The sequence below is a fragment of the Methylobacillus sp. DLP286 genome (assembly GCF_056636515.1).
The window spans coordinates 1,828,375-1,848,607 of record NZ_CM153145.1; the positions used below are offsets into that span (position 1 = coordinate 1,828,375).

Consider the following 20,233-nt stretch of genomic DNA (forward strand, 5'->3'; position numbering starts at 1 on the left):
GAGGAGCCAACATGAAAACCGTGAGGCAAGTTCTGGAAACCAAAGGCAGCACCATCTATTCCGTCGCGCCGGAGAGCCTGGTTTATGACGCCTTGCTGCTCATGGCCGAGCACCATATCGGCGCGCTGGTGGTGATGCAGCGCGACAAAATGGTGGGTATCTTTTCCGAGCGCGACTACGCGCGCGAAGTGGTCATCAAGGGCAAGACCTCCAAGACCACCACCGTAGGCGACATCATGTCGGTGCAATTGATCACCGTCAGCCCTGAAGACACGGTGGAACACTGCATGAACCTGATGTCGGGAAAGCGCATCCGCCACCTGCCGGTATTGGAGGACGACAAGCTGGTCGGCCTGCTCTCGATCGGCGACCTGGTGAAGGAAACCATCGCCTACCAGGAATTCCTGATCAAGCAACTGGAAAGCTATATCCAGAGCTAGGCTGCCAGCGCCTTTGCGCCAGTTGAGGAAACCTTATTCCTGGTCCTTGGGCGCGCCAGCCTCGGGGCGCCCTTCCCAGGCATTGTGGTTGAGGCCGGCAACCGCCTCTTCCATCTCGCGCGACAGGGTGCGCTGCAAATCCTGCCGCGTGCGCACGCTGTAGGACATCACTTTCTGCATATCGGTATGGATGGGGTGCAGGTCATGCATCATTTTCTCGTCGTTCTGCCTGAACTTCCACGCGGTGCTGTAGGCATGGAACGGGGAGTAGCCCATTTCACGCAGCGCCTTCTCTCCCAGATGCACCGCGCTGAGGAATGTCTCGCGCACGCAGTCTATGCCCATATCCATGTAGTCGAACACATAGGTGCGGTTGCGAGCCCGTGCAAGAATTTTCACATCCGGATAATGCTCGCGCACGTAGCGCGCCGTCTCCAACGCCTCCTCAGCGTCGTCTATCGCCAGGATCAATAGCCTGGCACGCGCAATGCCCGCCGCGCGCAGCACATCCGGCCGCGTGATGTCTCCGTAATAGGCATGGTAGCCGAAGCTGCGCATGAGCTCGATCTGGTTGGGGTCATGCTCGATCACGGTAGGCACGACGCCCACGCTAGTCAGCAGGCGGGTGATGATCTGCCCCACGCGCCCGAAGCCGGCCACGATCACGGGGCGCGCCTCCTCGAACTCGTCGTGCCGTCCGCTCTTGCGCCGTTGCTGCAGCCTGCGGCGGTAAACGCCGTGAAAGCCCAGCAACAGCAGGGGCGTGGTCACCATCGACAATGCGACGACCGAATTGAGCAGCGCGCTATGCTCGTAGCTGATCACCTTGGCATCGAGCGCGGCGCTGAAAATGACAAACGCAAACTCGCCCACCTGCGACAAAGTCACCGCAAACATGAGCCCGCCGGCGTTATCGAGGCGGAACGCCTTGGCAAGGCCGAACAGGAACACCAGCTTGAACAGGACGAACGCCAGCGCCAGCCCGACGATCAATCCCGGCTGCTGCAATACCAGGTCGAGGTTGACCGACATCCCCACCGAAATAAAGAACAGCCCCAGCAGCAAGCCCTTGAACGGCTCGATGTCGAGCTCAAGCTCCTGCCGGTATTCGGAATCCGCGAGCAGCACGCCCGCGATGAAAGCGCCCAGCGCCATGGACAGGCCGACCAGTGTCATGAGGATGGAGACGCCGATGATGAGGAACAAGGCGAACGCAATGAATATCTCGCGCAGGCCGGTGTTGGCGATATAGCGCAATACCGGCCGCAACAGGTATTGCCCACCGAGTACCAGCAACACCACCAGCGACACCGCCTTGAGGATGGCCAGCCAGTCCATGTGCACGCCGTGGGCGGTATGCGCTCCCGGCGCAATCACCAGCAGCAGGATCATGATGGGGATCACCGCCAGGTCCTGGAACAGCAGCACCGAGAACGCGGAGCGGCCCGACGGGCGGTTCAACGCGCCCTGCTCCGCCAGTATCTGCATGGCGATCGCCGTCGAGGACATCGCCACGCCCATGCCGACCACCAGCGACAAGCGCCAATCCAGTCCGACGGCAACGCCGGCGCCATAGACCAGCGCCGCAGTCAGCGCCACCTGCAAGCCGCCCATGCCAAAGATAGGCAGCCGCAATGACATCAGTTTGTCGGGCTCGATCTCCAGCCCGATCAGGAACAGCATCATGACCACGCCGAACTCGGAGAAATGCATGACGGTGTCGGTATCCGCCACCAGGCCCAGCCCCCACGGCCCGATCACGATGCCGGCAAACAGGTAGCCCAGCACCGAGCCGAGCCCGATCCGCCGGAAAATAGGCACAGCCAACACGGCGGCGCCAAGGTAGATGGCGCTTTCCAGCAACAGGGATGGGATATGCGCTTCCGCCATCAGGATGCCTCTTCCGTGCTGGCGGGCGCCAGATATTGCGCCTCCTCCGCCTGCAGGCTGTCGACCTGCGGCGGCCATTTGCCCTCGGCCAGTTGGTCCAGCCATACAGCATAACTAGCCGCCTGCTCACGCAGGGCTTCGTCGCTCAAGGTATCTGCCGCCTGGGTGAGGAAAGGCTGCAGGTAGCGCATGTTGCATAGCCGCGCCGTCTGCTCGAACGGCCGCAACAGCTCGGCGACGGAAAAACAATTGTATCCGCGCCGCTGGTAGACGCTTTCCGAGCCGCCGGTGGAAACCGCCTGCACCCAGGCCTTTCCTGTCAGCTTGGTGGCATTGTCGCCATACGCCCAGCCGTAACTCAGCACGGAGTCCAGCCAGCTCTTGAGCAATGCCGGGCACGAATACCAGTGCATGGGATGCTGGAACACCAGGATGTCGTGCGCATCGACCAATGCCTGCTCGTGCGGCACATCGATCATCTGCTCCGGGTAGCGGGCGTAGAGGTCATGCACCTGGACTCCCTCGCAGCCCTGGGCGGCATCCAGCAAGGCCCGGTTGACCCGCGAGCCCTCCAGCATGGGGTGGGCCACAATCAGCAGTACGCGCTGCCTCAATGTCTATTCGCCGATGACCTTTACCAGCACGCGCTTGTTGCGGCGGCCGTCGAACTCGCCGTAGAAAATCTGTTCCCAAGGCCCGAAATCCAATTGCCCGTCGGTTACCGCAACCACGACCTCGCGCCCCATCACCTGGCGCTTCATGTGCGCGTCGGCATTGTCCTCGCCGGTATCGTTGTGGCGGTAGTTGCGGATGGGCTCATGCGGCGCCAGGCGCTCGAGCCATTCGCGGTAGTCATGGTGCAGGCCGGACTCGTCATCGTTGATAAAGACGCTGGCCGTGATATGCATGGCGTTGACCAACACCAGCCCCTCCCTTACGCCGCTCTCGCGCAAACAGGCTTCCACTTCGTGCGTGATGTTAATGAAGGCCACACGCGAAGGCGCATTGAACCATAGCTCTTTACGATAACTTTTCATGAGTTTTGCCTTTAAAAATGGTAAGCCGGGAAATTATAGCCTGCCGCTGTTGTCATTGAGTGGTCGGCCGGCATTTTTGCAATTACGCCGGATTTCGGTTAAAAGTAGCTCATCCATTATTTTCGTTATCTAATCCATCAGCAAGGAGAAACAATGAGTGACAAGATTTTCATGCGCGTCGGCGAAGCCCTGGTAGCGGGAGGCCCTCCGGGCACGGCAGCCGAGCCTGAAGTGATCATCGGGGAAATGGACGGCCCCATGGGCACGGCCTTCGGCACGCTGCTCGGCGACCAGGTCAAGGGCCACTCGCGCGTGCTTGCCATCCTCAATACCGACATCATGGTGCGCCCCGCCACCATCATGGTGAGCAAGGTCACCGTCAAGAACGAGCGCTATACCAACATCCTCATGGGCACCGTGCAGGCCGCGATCGCCAACGGCGTGCTGGATGCCGTGCGCAACGGCGATATCCCCAAGGAAAAGGCCAACGACCTCGGCATCATCGTCTCGGTCTGGCTCAACCCGATCGTGGTGGAACAAGACAACCTGGACCACAAGATCCTGTTCGACATCCACCGCAAGGCCACCGCCAACGCCATCCACAAGGCGATGAGCAACAAGCCGGACATCGACTGGCTGCTGGAGAACCAGGAGAAGATCGTGCACAAGTATTTCCAGATGGGCCTGGACGGCAAAATATAAATGGCAGGGTCTAATCTGCCATCACCCATGTTATAAAGAGCGCACCGGCAGCTTCGGCTGCCGGTGCAATGCCAGTCCTGCGGCGCCAGCCGTGCATGACTGGCGCCCTATCACCGAAGGAAGCTCATGGCGGCAGCAAGTTTTCAGGTAGAGCAGGATGCCCAAGGCGCAAAGCGCATTGTCCTCAATGGACAATGGTCCTTGCGCGCCCTGGAGAATGATTTCGCCCAGCTGCGCCGAGCGCTCAAACCGTATTTTTCCGACGCCAAGGCGCAATGGGACCTGACCCAGGTGGAGCAACTGGATACCGCCGGCGCGGCCGTGCTGTGGAACGGCTGGCACGGCAAGCTGGAAGATAAGGTAGCGCTCACTGACGAGCAAGCCGCGCTGTTCGACACGCTGGCTTCCATCGAGGCCAAAGCCGTTGAAAAACCGCCGCGCTTCGACTGGCTGAAACTGGTCGCCGGCTTCGGCAAGCTGACCATTTTCATCACCAGCCATGTCGTCGACTTCGTCAAGCTCATCGGACTGCTGGTACTCGAGCTGGGCTACCTGTTGCGCCGCCCGCAGGATTTCCCGTGGCGCGAATTCAGCGCCAACATCTACAAAAGCGGCGTCACCGCCTTGCCCGTCACCGCGTTGCTCGGCTTCATGATCGGGATTGCCATGAGCTATCTCATGGCGACCCAGCTACGCACCTTCGGCGCAGACATCTTCATCGTCAATATCCTCGGGCTGGCCATCATCCGGGAGCTGGGGCCTATCTTGATGGCAGTGTTGATCGCGGGGCGCTCGGGGTCCTCCATGGCAGCCCAGATCGGCGTCATGCGCGTTACGGAGGAAATCGACGCGCTTGCCACCATGGGCATTTCGCGCATCCTGCGCGTGGTGCTGCCCAAGGTGTTAGGGCTCACTGTCATCGCGCCGTTCCTGGTGATATGGACTTCATGCTGGGCGCTGTTTGGCGGCGCGCTCTCCGCCAACATGGAGCTGGGCCTCGGGTTCCGCTTCTTTTTCGACTACCTGGCCGCCGTGGTGCAGCCGGTCAACATCACCCTGAGCCTGGTCAAGGGCGTCATGTTCGGCTTCATTGTCGCCGTGATGGCCTGCCACTTCGGCCTGCGCATCAAGCCGAATACCGAAAGCCTCAGCCGCAGCACCACAAGCTCGGTCGTCACCGCGATCACCTGCGTCATCCTCATCGATGCCGCGTTTGCCATCCTGACCAGCGGCATCGGGGTATAAGCATCCATGGCAGAACAAGAAAAACAGACACGCCCGATCTGCGAAATCAAGAAGGTCTGGACCGTATTCGGCAGCAATGTGGTGCACCAGGACCTCGACCTGACCATCAACGCGGGCGAAATCGTCTCCCTGGTGGGCGGCTCAGGCAGCGGCAAGACCACCCTGCTGCGGCACATCGTGGGCCTGACGCGCCCGACCAAGGGCGAGGTGCTGCTCTTCGGCAAGAACCTGCACGAAATGAGTCGCGTGCCGCAGCAGCGCCTGATGAACCGCCTGGGCATGCTGTTCCAGCAGGGCGCCCTGTTTTCCGCCTTGAGCGTGTTCGACAACATCGCCTTTCCATTGCGCGAGCTCAAGCAGTTCGACGAGGCCACCATCCACCAGCTCGTACTGCACAAGCTTTCGCTGGTGGAAATGGAGCCGGACACAGGCTCCAGGCTGCCATCCCAACTCTCCGGCGGCATGATCAAGCGCGTGGCCTTGGCGCGCGCGCTGGCATTGGAACCGGAACTGTTGCTGCTGGACGAACCGACCGCAGGGCTGGACCCGGACCGCAGCGAGAAATTCGTGGAACTGATCAAGAGCATCAAGCACGCTCTGGGCCTGACGGTCATTTTCGTCACCCACGACCTCGACACCCTGGTATCGCTGACCGACAAGGTCGCCGTCCTCGCCGACAAGCGCATCGTCGCCAATTGCGGCCTGCGCGAGCTTGGCAATATCGACCATCCCTTTGTGCAAAACTTTTTCCAGGGCGTTCGTGTCCGATTGGAAAGGATTGAATAATCTATGGAAAACCGCGCTCACGCCCTTGCTGTTGGCATTGTCACCCTGATCCTGGTCGCTATCCTCGCATTCGCCTTCTGGTGGATGAGCGGCACGCGCCAGGCGCTTACCGAATACAAGATCATCTCGAAACAGCCCGTGACCGGCCTCAGCCAGGAGGCCTCGGTCAAATTCCGCGGCGTCAACGTGGGCAAGGTATCCAACATTGCGCTGGACCCGGACTCGCAATCCTCGATCGAGATCACCATCCGCGTCGATGAAAAGCTGCACCTCACCAAGGACGCCTACGCCGAGCTGCGCGCCCAGGGGGTAACCGGCCTCGCCTACATCGACCTCAACGACCCGAACGACAATGGTGACCAGTTGGCCCCCGGTTCGCTGATCACCATGCGCCCTTCATTGATAGACCGCATTTCCGAACGCGTGCCTAGGCTGGTGGACAAGGTGGAATCCTTCGTCAACCACGGCGTCGCCACCATAGAGCATGCCAACGCGGTGATGCAGAGCATAGACGTGCAGAGCCTGAACCAGACGCTGTCCAACCTTGAAGAGGCGTCATCCAAGCTGGGGCCGACGCTGACCACCGCCAACGAGGCGTTCGGCAAGGCCAGCAAGTTCATGTCCGAGCAAAACCAGCAGCAGCTCACGCAAACCCTGAACAACCTGCAGGAAGCCACGCAGGCCGCCACGCCATTGCTCAACGAGCTGACCGCCACGGTCCAGGACGTGCGCGGCATGACGGGCGACATCCGCAACAGCGCGGGCCTGATCGGCGACACGCTCAATAACGAAACCCTGCCGCGGCTCAATGAACTGACAGCCAACGCCAACGACGACGCGCGCCGTATCAGCCGCCTGTTGGATATGCTGGAAGAAAACCCGCAAAGCCTGATTTTCGGCAAACCGGAAATTCGCCCGGGCCCTGGTGAATCCGGCTTCAAACCTGCTCAATGAGGTATCCCATGCAAACCATCCCGTCCCTTGTGATGCTGTTCCTGGCAACGTTCAGCCTGAGTGCCTGCGTCAGTTCGATCAAGCCTGAAACCAAGCAGCTGGACTTTTACGATTTCGGCCTGCAAACCGCGGACAACCGGGTGAATTTCAGCCTGCCGCTGGAGCAGCTCGGCGCCAGCGACGCCATCCAGCACGGCAACATCCGCTACCGCCTCAACTACAAGAATCCATCCCAGGTTTTCGCCTATGCGGAAAGCCGCTGGTCCACCCTGCCGATAGACCTCTTGCGCCAGAAAGTCGCCAATGCCTCGCCGGCCAATACGGCATGCAGCCTGAAGCTGCAGATCGTGGGCTTCGACCAGGTATTCGATGCTGCAGACAGCAGCCAGGGCGTGGTGCAACTGCAGCTTGGGCTGGTGGATAGGCGCTCGCGCAAGCTGCTGGCTTCCACGCTGGTTTCTGCCCAGCATGCAGCGCAAAGCGCGGATGCGCGCGGCGGGGTGGCGGCGCTGAACCTTGCCAGCACCGAAGCGCTGCAGCAGGCTGCGGACTGGGCCGGAACAACCAGCCAATCCGCGCCCGAGTGCCAAGCCGCTACATCGCAGTAACCGCCTTGGCAGCACCTAGCCGCATACGTGTCAAATGACAGAGATCAAAGTTTACCCGGTCTTTACCGACCTCAACGGCACTGGCCCGGACCCCGACCTCTCGCCGCTTCCCGTCGTCGCCAGGATAGGCAGCTACTCCAAGAGCTGGCGGGTGGAAGCCCACGCGCACCGGCGCGGGCAATTGATGTTCGTCACGTCGGGCAGCATGCGCGTGGAGACGCGCGACGGCTCCTGGATCACGCCGCCGGGCCGCGCCTGCTGGATACCCAGCGCGGCCATACACAGCGTCACCTATACCCAGGCATCGGAAATGCAGACGGTATTGATTGCGCCGGAACTGCTGGAGGAACTGCCCAGGCGCTGCTGCGTGATTAAACTGACGCCACTGTTGCGCGAACTGGTCTCCCAGGCGGTGGCGATCAACAACCAATATACGCTGCACGGAAGCGAGCACAGGCTGATGCAAGTCCTGGTCGACCAGATCAGCACCGCCCAGCAGGCGCCGCTATTCCTGCCCGAGGGGCGCGACCCCCGCCTGCGACGCGTGACGGAACGGCTGCACCAGAACCCGGGCGACGACCGCAATATCGAGGAATGGGCCCAGATTGCGGGTGCCAGCACGCGGACGCTCGCCCGCCTGTTCCAAAAGGAAACCGGCATGACATTCTCGGCCTGGCGGCAGCAGCTTTGCCTGATACGCGCCGTCGAAATGTTGATCGAAGGAGCCAGCGTCACCAACATCGCCCTGGCCCTGGGCTACGAAAGCACTGCCGGCTTTACCAGCATGTTCTCGCGCTCGATGGGAGAGTCGCCCAGCAACTACCTGACGCGCTGGTCGCAGGAAAATCCCGCGTCAAAATAAGGGATCAGTTCACGCTTGCCGTAGCTGCGTCGGCTACTTCAGGCTGCTGTTGCCAGCCCCCGCCCAAGGCCCGGATCAAATCCACGCTGGCGCGCAGCTGGCTGACGTTGAGCGTCAGCAGGGCGCGCTGGGTGTCCAGCGCCTGGGTCTGGGCCGCAGTCACTTCCAGGTAATTGGCGGCGCCTTCGCGATAGCGGTTCATCGCAAATTCCATGGATTTCTGCGCTGCCTCGGCGGCGGCCCGTTCCGCATCTGCCGCAATCTGGAAATGGTTGAGGCGCGCCAGGTTGTCCTCCACCTGCTGGAACGCCTCCAGCACTACGCCGCGGTAGCGTGCCCCGGATTCATCCAGCACCGCTTCGGCCTGGACCACCTGGGCCTTGCGGCGTCCGCCGTCGAATAGCTGGAACAGCATGCCCGGCCCGATAGACCAGAAGTTGCTGGGCGCAGTGAGCCAATTGCCCGTAGACACGCTTTGGTAGCCGAAAGCCGCGCTCAGGCTCAATGCGGGGAAGTAAGCGGTCTTCGCCACGCCGATGCTGGCATTGGCCGCGGCCACGCGCCTTTGCGCCGCCGCAATGTCGGGCCTGCGCTGCAGCAAGGTGGACGGCATGCCGAGCGGGATGCGCGGCAAGGCGATGGCGTCCTGCCTGCTGGCAATCGCGAAGCTGGAAGGCGACTCGCCGACCAAGGCGGCAATCGCATGCTCCACCACCGCGCGCTGCGCCTTGACCTGCTCGAGCTGCGAGCGCGTCGTTTCCAGCTGGGTCTGGGCGCGGCTCACGTCAAGCCCGGGCACTATGCCGGCATCGTGCCGCGTCCTGGTGATGGATAAGGCCTTGGCGTTGGCCTGCACGGTTTCTTCCAGGATACGCAGTTGCTGGTCCAGTCCGCGCAGCACGATGAAATTCTCGGCAAGCTGCGCCTGCAGGCTCAAGCGCACCGACTCCAGGTCGGCCTCCATCGCGGCAGCCTCGGCAACCCCGGCCTTGACCGTGTCGCGCACGCGGCCCCACAGATCCAGCTCGTAATTGGCCTGCAAGCCTATGCTGTAATTCGAGTAGGTCGGCGGGATCACGGCGTTCGGCGGCACCAGCGGGCGGTGCTCGGAAACGCGGTTGCGCCCGGCCTGGCCGTTTGCCGAGAGGCTGGGGAACAAGCCGGCGCGGGCTTGCTCGCTATATGCCAGCGCCTGCTGGTAGCGCGCCAATGCGGCCGACAGGTCCGGGCTGTGCGCGACCAGCTTTTCCTGCAGCGCATCGAGCTCGGCATCGCCATAGAGCTTCCACCAGGCGCCGCGCGGCAATTGGTCGGCAGGCTGCGCCGGCACCCAGGGCTGCACTTCCTTGTAAGACTGGGCCACCGGCACTTCCGGCAGCTTGAGCTCGGGCGCGAAAGAGCACCCAGCCAGCGCTGCCATCACGCCATAGGCCAGAACGTGTTGCCTGATGTTCATGACTTGGCGGCCCCTGCCCCAGCGTCGGCAGGCGCCCGCACCTGCAGGCCGTCGGCGATATCGTCAGGCGGGCTATCCACCAGCCTGTCGCCTGCCTCTATCCCTGAACCGATTTCCAGGGTTTTTCCAAGGTCGCGCGCAATCGTCACCGTCTTGAGCACGACCTTGTCATGCTCGTCCAACGTGGCGACGCGCACGCCGTCCTGGCGCACGATCAATGCGCTGGCAGGGATGCTCAAGGTCGCGGCGCTGGCGGGCAGCTCGATACTGGCGCGTGCAAAGCCGCCAGGCAGCAATTCGCCGTCTTCATTCGGCACCAGGAACTGGAACAAGGTGGTGCCGGAGGCCGCATCCACCGCCTGCGCCGACGCCACCAGCTTGGCGGAGTACTCCACGCCAGGCCGGCCGGGAATGGTCACTTTCGCCGCGGCTCCCTTGCCGATCGCAGGCACGTAGCTCTGCGGCACGTTGACATACAGGCGCAGCTTGCGCGTATCCGACACGACGAAGAGCGGCTGCCCGGACTCGCCTGCGTTGATGAGGGCGCCGATATCGGTGGAGCGCGCGGTGACGACGCCTGCGAACGGCGCCACCAGCTTGGTGAAGCCCTTGGTGGCCTGTATGCGGTCAAGATTCGCCTGCGCGGCCTGCAGGATAGCCTGCTTGGCAGCGTAATCGCCGATCCGCTCGTCGACTTCCTGCTTGGAGACGGCATCGGTGTTCAGCATGGATTGCCAGCGCTTGGCCGTCGTGCCGGCCAGTTCGGCATTCACCTTGGCTGTCGCGACGTCGGCCTTGGCCTGCAGCAACTGCTGGTCGAGGTCCGGGGTTTCAATTTCGCCCAGCACCTGTCCCGCCTTGACCTCGCTGCCGATGTCGGCATGCCATTGCTTGAGGTAGCCGCTGGCGCGCGCATAGATGGGCGCGCGCGCAAACGCTTCCAGCCGCGCGGGCAGCTCCAGCGTGCGTGCGCTGCTGTCCTGCTGGGGGCTGACCAGGGTCACCGACGGGACGGCCTGGTCGTCCGTCCACTCCTTGAGCGCCTCACTTTCCTTGGCGCGAATCGACAAACCGTACACCACGATTGCAGCAGCCACCAGGGCCACGATCAGGCCGCCTCGGCGTACGGTACGACGCGGCGCACTAAGGTCAGTAGACCTAAGATCAGATGACATTGACTTCTCCATAACTCGAATTCTCTACGACAGGCTTGCGGTAGTTGCGATGCACCACGCTGAACACCACCGGCACGAAAATCAGGGTGGTGACGGTGGCGAACAACAAGCCGCCGATCACGGCGCGGCCCAGCGGCGCATTCTGCTCGCCACCCTCGCCCAGGCCCAGCGCCATCGGCGCCATGCCGATCATCATCGCCAGCGCCGTCATCAATACCGGGCGGAAACGCACGAAACCTGCCTCGATCGCGGCCTGAGTGGCGTTGCCTAGCTCGGCAAGGCGCTCGCGCGCAAAGCTGATCACCAGCACGCTGTTCGCCGTCGCCACGCCCATGCACATGATGGCGCCCGTGAGGGCCGGCACCGATAGCGGCGTGAAGCTCGCGAACAGCATCCAGACGATCCCCGCGATCGCGGCAGGCAAGGCGCTGACGATCACGAAGGAATCGCTCCAGGATTGGAAGTTCACCACGATCAGCAAATAGATCAGCACGATCGCGCCCACCAGCCCGAACAACAAGCCCGAGAATGCATGCTCCATGGTCTCGACCTGGCCGAGCAGGGCGACGCTGGAGCCCTTGGGCACGCTGTCGGCATGCGCGTCGATAATGCGGCGGATATCCTTTGCCACCGCGCCCAAGTCGCGTCCCTGCGTGGTGGCGTTGATCTGCACCATGAGCTGGATGTCGTACTGGCTGACCAGGGCGTTGGAATTGCTGCGCGAGAAGCTGGCCAGGCCGCCGAGGATTTGCGGCGTCGTCGCGGGCGCGCTGCCGTTGATCGGCAGGTTTTCCAATGCCGAGAAGCTATCCATGCGGTATTGCGGGGTCTGCATCACGATCGGGTAGGAAACGCCGTTGGCCGGGTTGAGCCAGTAGGTAGGCGCTACCTGGCTGCTGCCGGCCAGGGTCACGACCATATTGTTCGTCACGTCGCGCGTGGTCAGGCCCACTTCCTGCGCACGCGAGCGGTCGATATCGACATTCAATACCGGGTTGCGGCGCGACTGCTGCACGCGCACGTCGGCAATGCCCGGCACCTTGCGGATTTCCGCGACCAACTGGTTGGCGTAATCGAAATTGGCCTGCAGGTTGCTGCCGCGGATCTGCAGGTCGATCGGCGCCGGGGAGCCAAAGTTGAGGATCTGGCTCACGATGTCCGCGGGCGGGAAGGTGAAGGTCGCGTCCGGGAACAGGCGCGGCAGCTCCTCGCGCAAGCGCTTGACGTACATGGCTGTAGGCTGGTGCTCCCTGGTCAGCGCAATCTGGATGTCGCCGTCCTGCACCCCCATCAACCCGGTATTGTTGTAGGTCAGGTTGATGGAGCTGATCGGCAGGCCGATGTTGTCGACGATGGTTTCAATCTCATGCGCAGGGATGATTTTGCGGATCTCGGACTGGATATTGGCAAACTTGGCCGCCGTGTCTTCCAGCCTGGTGCCGACCGGCGCCCGCACGTGCATGAGGATCTGCCCGCCGTCCACCTCGGGAAAGAAATTGCGCCCGAGGAACGGGACCAAGGCAAAGCTCAACATGACGAAGGCCATGAAGCCGACAATAAACTTCTTGCGGTTTGCCAGCATCAACAGCAGCACGCCGCGATACCCCTCGCGGAAGCGCTCGAAGCGCGCCTCGAACCCGCGCTGGAAGCGTACCAGCGGGTTGCGCGACGGCGGCAAGGCATGATCGCTGCCGTGCAGGTCGGTATGCGGCGCATGCGGCTTGAGCAGGTACTTGGCCATGGTCGGCACCAGCGTGCGCGACAGGATGAAGGAGCTGATCATCGCGAACATCACGGCTTCGGCCATCGGCACGAACAGGAAGCGCGACACGCCCTCGAGGAAGAACATCGGCACGAATACGATACAGATGCACAGCAACGACACGAACGCCGGCGTCACGATCTGCCGCGCGCCGTCCAGGATCGCCGGCTCGACCGGCTTGCCCTGCTCCAGGTGCCAGTTGATGTTCTCGATCGTCACCGTGGCGTCGTCCACCAGGATGCCCACCGCGAGCGCCAGTCCGCCCAGCGTCATGATATTGAGCGTTTCCCCTATCAATGCCAGGCTGGCGATCGCGCCCAGGATGGACAAGGGGATGGAAATGGCGATGATGACCGTGGAGCGCCAGCTGCCGAGGAACAGCAGGATCATGATGCTGGTCAAGGCGGCGGCGATGCAGCCTTCCAGCACCACGCCCTTGATCGCGGCGCTGACGAAAATCGACTGGTCGTTGATCGGGCGCACTACCAGCTCATCCGGCAGGGTAGGCTTGATTTCGTCCAGCTTGCTCTTGATGCCGTCCACGATCGCCAGCGTGGAAGTGGCGCCATTCTTCAACACCGACATCAGCACGGAACGCGCGCCGTCCACATGCACGAGGTTGGTCTGCGGCGGGTTGCCGTCGCGCACCTGCGCCACGTCGCGGATATACACCGTCGCGCCGTTGACCACCTTGATCGGCAGGTTGCCCAGCTCCTCCAGTTCGGAAGGCGCGTTATTGAGCTGGATCGTGTACTCGAAACTGCCGATTTTCTGCGTACCGGCAGGCAGGATCAGGTTCTGCGCGGCCAGCGCGTTGGCAACGTCCTGCCCGGAAAGCCCGCGCGCCTGCATGGCGTCCGGGTCCAGGTCGATCTGCACCTGGCGGGTTTTGCCGCCGAAAGGATAGGGAATCGCCGCGCCCGGCACCGAGACCAGGCGCGTGCGCACCGCGTTCATGCCGAGGTCGCCGAGGTTCTGCTCGGTCAGGCCCTGCCCGGCCAGCGCCAGCTGCAGGATGGGCACGGTGGAAGCGTTGTAGTTGAGGATCAGCGGCGGCGTGGTGCCCGGCGGCAGCTGGCGCAGCATGGTCTGCGAAATCGCCGTCACCTGCGCGTTGGCGGTGGCGATATTGACGCCCGGGTGGAAGAAAATCTTGACGATGCCCAGGCCCGCATAGGAATTGGCCTCGATATGCTCGATGTCGTTGACCGTCGTCGTCAGCGAACGCTGGAACGTCGTCAGGATGCGCCCGGTCATCTGGTCCGGCGATATGCCGGCATACTGCCAGGCGACCGCAATCACGGGAATGCGGATTTCCGGAAAGATATCCGTCGGCATGCGCAATGCCGACAAGATGCCGGCGATCAGGATCAAGATCGCCATCACCACAAAGGTATAAGGGCGCCTAAGCGCAACTTTCACTATGCCTAACATGCCGCGACTACCATAACGAATCCATTTGACAGACTGATTTAGTCAACAATTATTCCAGAGATATTTAAGGCTGTGCTTACTCAAAACTGCCACATTGTTGCTTAATTTTGCCATTATGCCCCGGTTGCGAATGGGGGCATTGATGCGCAATGCTGCGATTTGAAAGGGGCAAAATAAAAAAGCCGCTCCAGGAGCGGCTTGCACGGTCGTGCATCGCTACTTCTTGGCAGGCAGGTTGGCCTGGCAATTATTGTACTCGTGCTTGTAGCCGTCATCGAGCTTGGCGGCCTCGCCCTCCAGCGCCAGCGTGGTGATGCCGTTGCTGTAAGGCCCGGCCTCGGTCTTGTTGAGCAGGACTTCGCGGTCAGGCAACACCAGCCATGCCGCCTTGCCCGCGTTCTCAAGCTTGACGTAGAACTTGCGCCCCTTGTCGCAGAGGTATTCCGTCGAGCCGGCAGGGCCGCGGGAGCGCACATCGGCATCGTCGCCGCCGAACGGCCAGACGCTGAACCCGCCGCACGCGGACAACAGGCTGCCAAGCAACAGCAGCAGGAAAAACTTTCCGGGAGTCCCGGCGAGACGAACAGACATAATGAAAACCCTAGATCCAGTTTATGCGCCGATTGCGCTCAAACCCTAAGTATAAACAATCGTCCGCCTAGCTTGCTAGCCGCTCAGTGGCATATTGTTCCGTCATTTGCGCGGCAGTGATGGGCCGGCTCAGGCCGTAGCCCTGCAGCTCGTCGCAGCCCAGCCCCTGCAGGAAGGCTTTCTGCGCATCGGTCTCCACCCCTTCCGCCACCACCCTGAAGTTCAAGGTATGCCCCAGAGCAATGATCGCCGACACGATCGCGCCGTCATCCACCCCTTCGCCATTGCCCAAGTTGCTGATGAAGCCCCGGTCGATCTTCAGCTCGTCGGCAGGCAAGCGCTTGAGGTACAGCAGGCTGGAATAGCCCGTGCCGAAGTCGTCGATCGAAATCTTCACTCCCAGCCGCGCCAGCGCATGCAGGATATCCAGCGTCGCCTTGACGTTGTGCATGGCCGTTGACTCGGTGATTTCCAGCGTCAGGCAATGGGCGGACAAGCTCCAGCGCGCCAGCGTGGACTTGACCACCTCCAGCAGCCTGTCGTGGCTGAACTGCACGGCGGAAAGGTTGACCGCGACGTGCCAGTGCCGGCATCCCATGTCGTGCCAGGCGCGCATCTGCCTGCATGCCTCGTTCAGCACCCACTCGCCGATCGGGACGATCAGCCCGGTCTTCTCGGCCAATGAGATGAACTTGTCCGGAGGCACGGTTCCCAACTTGGGGTGGTGCCATCGCAGCAAGGCCTCGGCCCCGACGATATGCTCGCGGCCGGCATCGAACTTGGGCTGGTAGACGAGGGCGAACTGCTGCGTGTCCAGCGCCATGCCCAGGTCCAGCATCATATCGAGGCGGCCCTGGGTATCGATATGCATCGAAGCCTCGAAAAAATGGTAGCCGTTCCGTCCGGAACGCTTGGTGTGGTACATCGCCGTATCGGCATTGATGGCAAGCTCGCGGTAGGTCTGTCCGTTGTCCGGTGAAATGGCGATGCCGATGCTGGCCGTCACCCGCAACGTCCGCCCGCCGCTGGTGAACGGCTGGCGGAACGCCAGCACGATCTTGCCGGCGACGACCGCCGCATCCTCTGGCGTAGCCTTCTCCAGCAGCACCACGAATTCGTCGCCGCCGACCCGCGCCACGGTATCCTGCGCGCGCAGCAATTTGCGCAGCCGCGCCGCGGCCTCGACCAGCAGGCTGTCGCCGACGTGGTGGCCCAGCGAGTCGTTAACGGTCTTGAAGCCGTCCACGTCGATGAACATCAGGGCGAAACTGTTGTGCTCCCGCCTCGCCTTGTGCAATGCCTGGTTCACGCGGTCTTCCAGCAGGGTGCGGTTCGGCAGGCTGGTCAGGTTGTCGTGCAATGTCTTGTGCAGCAACTCCTGGTTGGCAATTTCCAGCGATTTCGCCAGCTGCGCGGTCTTCGACTCCAAGCGCGCATCCAGGATCGAGATAAGCAGCGCGATGACCAATACGCTGCCGGTGCCCATCACCACCATGATCGTCAGGTGATCCAGGCTGCCGCCCTCGACGGCAGCCCGGCAAACACTGCCCACCGGAAAATCCGCGGCCGCCATGCCCGTGTAATGCATTCCGCAAATGGCAACGCCCATCACCAGGGCGGCCAATGCGCGGGCCAGCAGCACGTGCGGCACGCGCTGACGCAACCGGAAAGCGATCCACATGGCGGCGGCAGAGGCCGCCACGGCAATCGCGACGGACAATGCAAACAATCCGGGATCGTAAACCGGCGCGGGCTCCATCAGCATGGCGGCCATGCCCACGTAGTGCATGCTCGCCACGCCTATGCCCATGATCACGGCGCTGACCAGCAGGCGCTTGAGCGGCAAGGCGGGCTGGATGACCTGGTACAAGGCAAAACCGGAGACGACGATCACCAAGGCCAGGGAAAACACGGTGATCCCCATGTCATAACCCAGCGGGATCGGCAGGCGGAACGCCAGCATGCCAATGAAATGCATCGACCAGATGCCGATACCGAGCGTCGCAGCGCCTCCCAGCAGCCACCATGTTGCCGCCCGGCCCTTGGCGGTATTGATGCGTTCTGCCAGGTTGAGTGCGGTATAGGAGGCGAAGATGGCCACCACCAGCGAAATGGCGACAAGGTTTACATCATAGGATTCTTGCAGCATAGACACACACCAGGAGGAGAATACGACTGATACTCCTCATTACGGCTGCGTATCAGCTGTTCTGAAGCAAAAAAAACAAAATAAGCAAAAAATCTTTTCACGACAGCATTTGTGACAATCATAAAAATTGAAAAAGCAGAAAAATATGCAAAATTGGAACATTTTCGCAGCGAGCGTATCGAGAAAAGAGATTGAATGCGGCGGCATGACAGGGACATTGCCCCAGGCGCATGAATTCGATCCGCCATCAAGCTGACCGCAGACCAGTCTGCGGTCAGGTAGCGCCTGCTCCACAGGGCGATGGTATCCGCCACGAACTCCGCAGCCGGGCGCGCGTACGCCATATGGCTCACATCCTCATCGCCAACAGGCTTATCGGCTGCGGGGCGGCTTCAAAAAGCGCATAGGCGGGCCAATGGGCACCATGCTATCGGGAAGTCCGGCGGGCCACCAGCCCAAACTCGCTTGGGTTGGGATCGTGACATTTTGTGACTTTTTCATGCTCACCATTCATGATACTCTGCCTCATCAATCAAGGTGTTGAATATTAACAATGTTACCGGCCGTGCGCGGCAGGAAATCATTGTCGGCGAACCGGCATCGCCAGTGTTCTCACTAGCATTACATCTTGCCTGCCATTATTGACGGCATCCTTCCTGAGCGCTGCTTATTTTTTTATTGCTTATTTACTAATAACATAATCAGCCGTTCGCGCGAAACACCAGGAATCTGGTTATCAAAATAAATCGGAACGGCATAGTGTGCCTTTGTGAACACCGAGGAAGAACAACCATGACAAGTGCCTTTGTGCGCATTAAACACCTCATCGTCGTTCCGGAAGACACCCCGGAACTGCTTTGTGCCAAGTGTACCGAGCTATCGCGTTTCATTCCCTTGCTGTATTCCATCCTGGTTGCCAATAGCTGGGTGCTGGCCTTCAGCTTCATCGACTCCGCCCCGGCGGGCATGACGTTCGCTATCGCCATATCGCTCAGCGCCATCTGCGCGGTCAGAACCATCAGTTGGTGGCGCAACCGTCATGTCGTCCTCACGCCAGACACGGCGCTGCACGAAGCCAGGCGCACCAACCGGCTGACCGCCTTGTTGACGGTAGCGTTCCTGGCCTGGGCCATGATGCTGTTTCCCCATGGCAACACCTATACCCAAAGCCATGTGATCTTCTTCCTCGCCATTTCACTGATCAGCACCATGTTCTGCCTGATCCACCTGCCATCGGCCGCATTGATCGTGGCAGGCATCATGGCGGTTTTCTTTACCGGCTTCCTCGCCGTCATCGACGTGCTGACGCTCAAGGCCATGGCGGTCAACATATTGCTCGTGCTGGTTGCCGCGGTCATCATCATCCTGATCCAAAGCCGCAACTTCGCCCGCATGATCAACGCCCAGGCCGAGCTGCGCCGGCAAATGCGCGAACAGGGCAAGCTCCTGCACATGCTGGACGACATGCCTGTCGCCGCCATGACCGTCGAGCTCGACACCTTCAACATCAACTATGCCAACGCTACCTCCATCAGCCTGATCAGAAGCATCGAGCACCTGCTGCCGATCAAGGCGGAAAACCTGATCGGCACCTCGATCGACATCTTCCACAGACAGCCGGAATACCAGCGCCGCCTGCTTGCCGACCCTGCCAACCTCCCGCACAGCGCACGCATCAGGCTGGGCCCGGAAATCCTGGAATTGCAGGTATGCGCCATACGTGACGACGACGGCCGTTATATCGCCCCCATGCTGACCTGGGCGATCATCACCAAGGAAGTCGAAGCCGAGAACCAGATCCTGCAACTCGCCCACTACGATCCGCTCACCAGGTTTTCCAACCGCAACAGATTCTATGAAATGCTCACGGAGGGCTTGCAGGCACCGGGCAGCCGCGTGGGCATCCTGTTCATCGACCTGGACGGCTTCAAGCTGGTCAACGACTCCAAGGGCCACCGTATCGGCGACATCCTGCTCAGGCAAGTGGCCGACCGGTTCCGCTTGCGTACCGCCAGCCATGGCGGCTGCAAGACCATCGGCCGGCTCGGCGGCGACGAGTTTGCCGTGCTGATGGAGCACAACGACCCCCGGCAGGCCGAAGAGCTGGCCGACTCCCTCATTGAAATCATCACCGCCCCGTTCCACCTGGAAGACGATGCCGACGTCAATATCGGCGCCTCCATCGGCATCGCCTTGGCGCCACAGCACGGCACCACTGCGGAACTGCTGCTGGCAAGGGCGGACATCGCGCTCTATGCTGCAAAGAGCGCGGGCAAATGCACGTTCAAGATGTTTTCCGTGGAAATGGAACAGCGCATTCAGGAGCATACCTACCTGGAACTGAGCCTGCGCATGGCGCTGGAGCATTACGAGAACCTGTTCGTCTTCTATCAGCCCATCATCGACATCGAGACCGGGCAGGTCACCACCCGCGAAGCCCTGGTGCGCTGGTATCACCCGCAGCGCGGCTGGATTCCGCCTTCCGAATTCATCCCGGTTGCCGAACAGATCGGCCTGATTGGCCGCCTGAGCTATTTCGTCATCAACCATGCATGCAGCGATGCCTCCGATTGGGAAGAGCAGGTTGGCGTTGCCGTCAATATTTCGGCCAGCCTGATCGGCAAGGGCTTCCTCGTGGACATCATCCGCTCCGCCCTGCTCGCATCCGGCCTGCCACCCAGCCGCCTTGAACTCGAAGTCACCGAAACCGCTTTGCTCAACCATGCAGAGGAAGGCATTGAAGAACTACGCCAATTGCGCGACATGGGCGTGCGGATCGCCCTGGACGATTTCGGCACCGGCTACTCTTCCCTCGCCCACCTGCGGATTTTCCCGTTCGACAAGATCAAGATCGACGGCTCCTTCGTGAAAGACGCCGTCACCCGGCCCGACTGCGCCGCCGTGGTCAAGGCGATTGCCGACCTGGGCAAGCGGCTGAACGTGGTCACGGTCGCAGAAGGCGTGGAAACCGCCGAACAGCTTGAGCTCGTCCGTGCGGAAGGATGCATGGCAGTGCAGGGCTATCTATATGGCTACCCCATGCCCACCGAGGAATATGCGGCGCAGGTCGAGCGGCTCAACCGGCAATAGCGCCGGAGACAATTGCCGACCGGACCACGATGAAGAACGGGCAGAAGCAAAT

Annotated in this window: 17 protein-coding genes; 8 read left to right on the plus strand and 9 right to left on the minus strand. The window is 61.5% G+C overall.

What is annotated here, in order from left to right; translation table 11 throughout:
• The first annotated feature begins 11 nt into the window (after positions 1-11).
• Positions 12-440: a CBS domain-containing protein gene (locus ACWXTG_RS08885; RefSeq protein ID WP_480219642.1), complete on the plus strand. Its 429-nt coding sequence runs from the start codon at positions 12-14 to the stop codon at positions 438-440.
• A 33-nt stretch (positions 441-473) separates the two neighbouring features.
• Here the strand turns inward: ACWXTG_RS08885 and ACWXTG_RS08890 are convergent, their stop codons facing one another.
• The 3 genes from ACWXTG_RS08890 to ACWXTG_RS08900 are packed head-to-tail and all read right to left on the minus strand — an operon-like array spanning position 474 to position 3,367.
• Positions 474-2,330, minus strand: a complete 1,857-nt coding sequence (locus ACWXTG_RS08890) for a monovalent cation:proton antiporter-2 (CPA2) family protein (RefSeq protein ID WP_480219643.1) — start codon at positions 2,328-2,330, stop codon at positions 474-476.
• The gene (locus ACWXTG_RS08895) at positions 2,330-2,944 is read right to left on the minus strand and encodes an NAD(P)H-dependent oxidoreductase (RefSeq protein WP_480219644.1); all 615 of its coding nucleotides are present in this window, start codon (positions 2,942-2,944) and stop codon (positions 2,330-2,332) included. The genes ACWXTG_RS08890 and ACWXTG_RS08895 overlap by 1 nt, the downstream gene beginning before the upstream one ends.
• A 3-nt stretch (positions 2,945-2,947) precedes the next feature.
• Positions 2,948-3,367, minus strand: a complete 420-nt coding sequence (locus tag ACWXTG_RS08900; protein WP_309566105.1) for a secondary thiamine-phosphate synthase enzyme YjbQ — start codon at positions 3,365-3,367, stop codon at positions 2,948-2,950.
• Positions 3,368-3,520: 153 nt separating this feature from the next.
• Here ACWXTG_RS08900 and fae point away from each other — a divergent pair, with 153 nt between their 5' ends.
• The 6 genes from fae to ACWXTG_RS08930 all read left to right on the plus strand — a co-directional run bounded on the left by fae (position 3,521) and on the right by ACWXTG_RS08930 (position 8,524).
• Entirely contained in the window at positions 3,521-4,069 is a 549-nt protein-coding gene (gene fae, locus ACWXTG_RS08905; RefSeq protein ID WP_230348727.1) for a formaldehyde-activating enzyme, read from the plus strand.
• Between the two features lie 126 nt (positions 4,070-4,195).
• Entirely contained in the window at positions 4,196-5,314 is a 1,119-nt protein-coding gene (locus tag ACWXTG_RS08910) for an ABC transporter permease (RefSeq protein WP_480219645.1), read from the plus strand.
• A gap of 6 nt (positions 5,315-5,320) precedes the next feature.
• Positions 5,321-6,100, plus strand: a complete 780-nt coding sequence (locus ACWXTG_RS08915; protein ID WP_480219646.1) for an ABC transporter ATP-binding protein — start codon at positions 5,321-5,323, stop codon at positions 6,098-6,100.
• Positions 6,101-6,103: 3 nt separating this feature from the next.
• Positions 6,104-7,054 carry an MlaD family protein gene (locus ACWXTG_RS08920; RefSeq protein ID WP_407996069.1) on the plus strand — a complete coding sequence of 317 codons (951 nt, stop codon included), beginning with the start codon at positions 6,104-6,106 and terminating at the stop codon, positions 7,052-7,054.
• A gap of 8 nt (positions 7,055-7,062) precedes the next feature.
• Positions 7,063-7,662: an ABC-type transport auxiliary lipoprotein family protein gene (locus ACWXTG_RS08925; RefSeq protein WP_480219647.1), complete on the plus strand. Its 600-nt coding sequence runs from the start codon at positions 7,063-7,065 to the stop codon at positions 7,660-7,662.
• Between the two features lie 34 nt (positions 7,663-7,696).
• A complete protein-coding gene (locus tag ACWXTG_RS08930) occupies positions 7,697-8,524 on the plus strand; it encodes an AraC family transcriptional regulator (protein ID WP_480219648.1) in 828 nt (275 codons plus the stop codon).
• A 4-nt stretch (positions 8,525-8,528) separates the two neighbouring features.
• On the opposite strand, the gene ACWXTG_RS08935 is transcribed toward ACWXTG_RS08930, so the two are convergent.
• The 6 genes from ACWXTG_RS08935 to ACWXTG_RS08960 form a co-directional block, all read right to left on the minus strand.
• Positions 8,529-9,980 (minus strand): efflux transporter outer membrane subunit, encoded by a 1,452-nt coding sequence (locus tag ACWXTG_RS08935; RefSeq protein WP_309566097.1) that lies wholly within the window; start codon positions 9,978-9,980, stop codon positions 8,529-8,531.
• On the minus strand, positions 9,977-11,155 hold the full coding sequence (locus tag ACWXTG_RS08940; protein WP_309566096.1) for an efflux RND transporter periplasmic adaptor subunit: 1,179 nt from the start codon (positions 11,153-11,155) through the stop codon (positions 9,977-9,979). The genes ACWXTG_RS08935 and ACWXTG_RS08940 overlap by 4 nt, the downstream gene beginning before the upstream one ends.
• Positions 11,145-14,351: an efflux RND transporter permease subunit gene (locus ACWXTG_RS08945; protein ID WP_309566095.1), complete on the minus strand. Its 3,207-nt coding sequence runs from the start codon at positions 14,349-14,351 to the stop codon at positions 11,145-11,147. Before ACWXTG_RS08945 ends, ACWXTG_RS08940 begins: the two co-directional genes overlap by 11 nt.
• A 216-nt stretch (positions 14,352-14,567) precedes the next feature.
• A complete protein-coding gene (locus tag ACWXTG_RS08950) occupies positions 14,568-14,942 on the minus strand; it encodes a hypothetical protein (RefSeq protein ID WP_309566094.1) in 375 nt (124 codons plus the stop codon).
• A gap of 67 nt (positions 14,943-15,009) precedes the next feature.
• On the minus strand, positions 15,010-17,091 hold the full coding sequence (locus ACWXTG_RS08955) for a putative bifunctional diguanylate cyclase/phosphodiesterase (protein WP_309566093.1): 2,082 nt from the start codon (positions 17,089-17,091) through the stop codon (positions 15,010-15,012).
• Positions 17,067-17,435, minus strand: a complete 369-nt coding sequence (locus ACWXTG_RS08960) for a hypothetical protein (protein WP_480219649.1) — start codon at positions 17,433-17,435, stop codon at positions 17,067-17,069. The genes ACWXTG_RS08955 and ACWXTG_RS08960 overlap by 25 nt, the downstream gene beginning before the upstream one ends.
• 448 nt (positions 17,436-17,883) lie before the next feature.
• Between ACWXTG_RS08960 and ACWXTG_RS08965 the strand changes: the two genes are divergently transcribed.
• Positions 17,884-20,181: a putative bifunctional diguanylate cyclase/phosphodiesterase gene (locus ACWXTG_RS08965; protein ID WP_309566090.1), complete on the plus strand. Its 2,298-nt coding sequence runs from the start codon at positions 17,884-17,886 to the stop codon at positions 20,179-20,181.
• Positions 20,182-20,233: the final 52 nt, after the last annotated feature.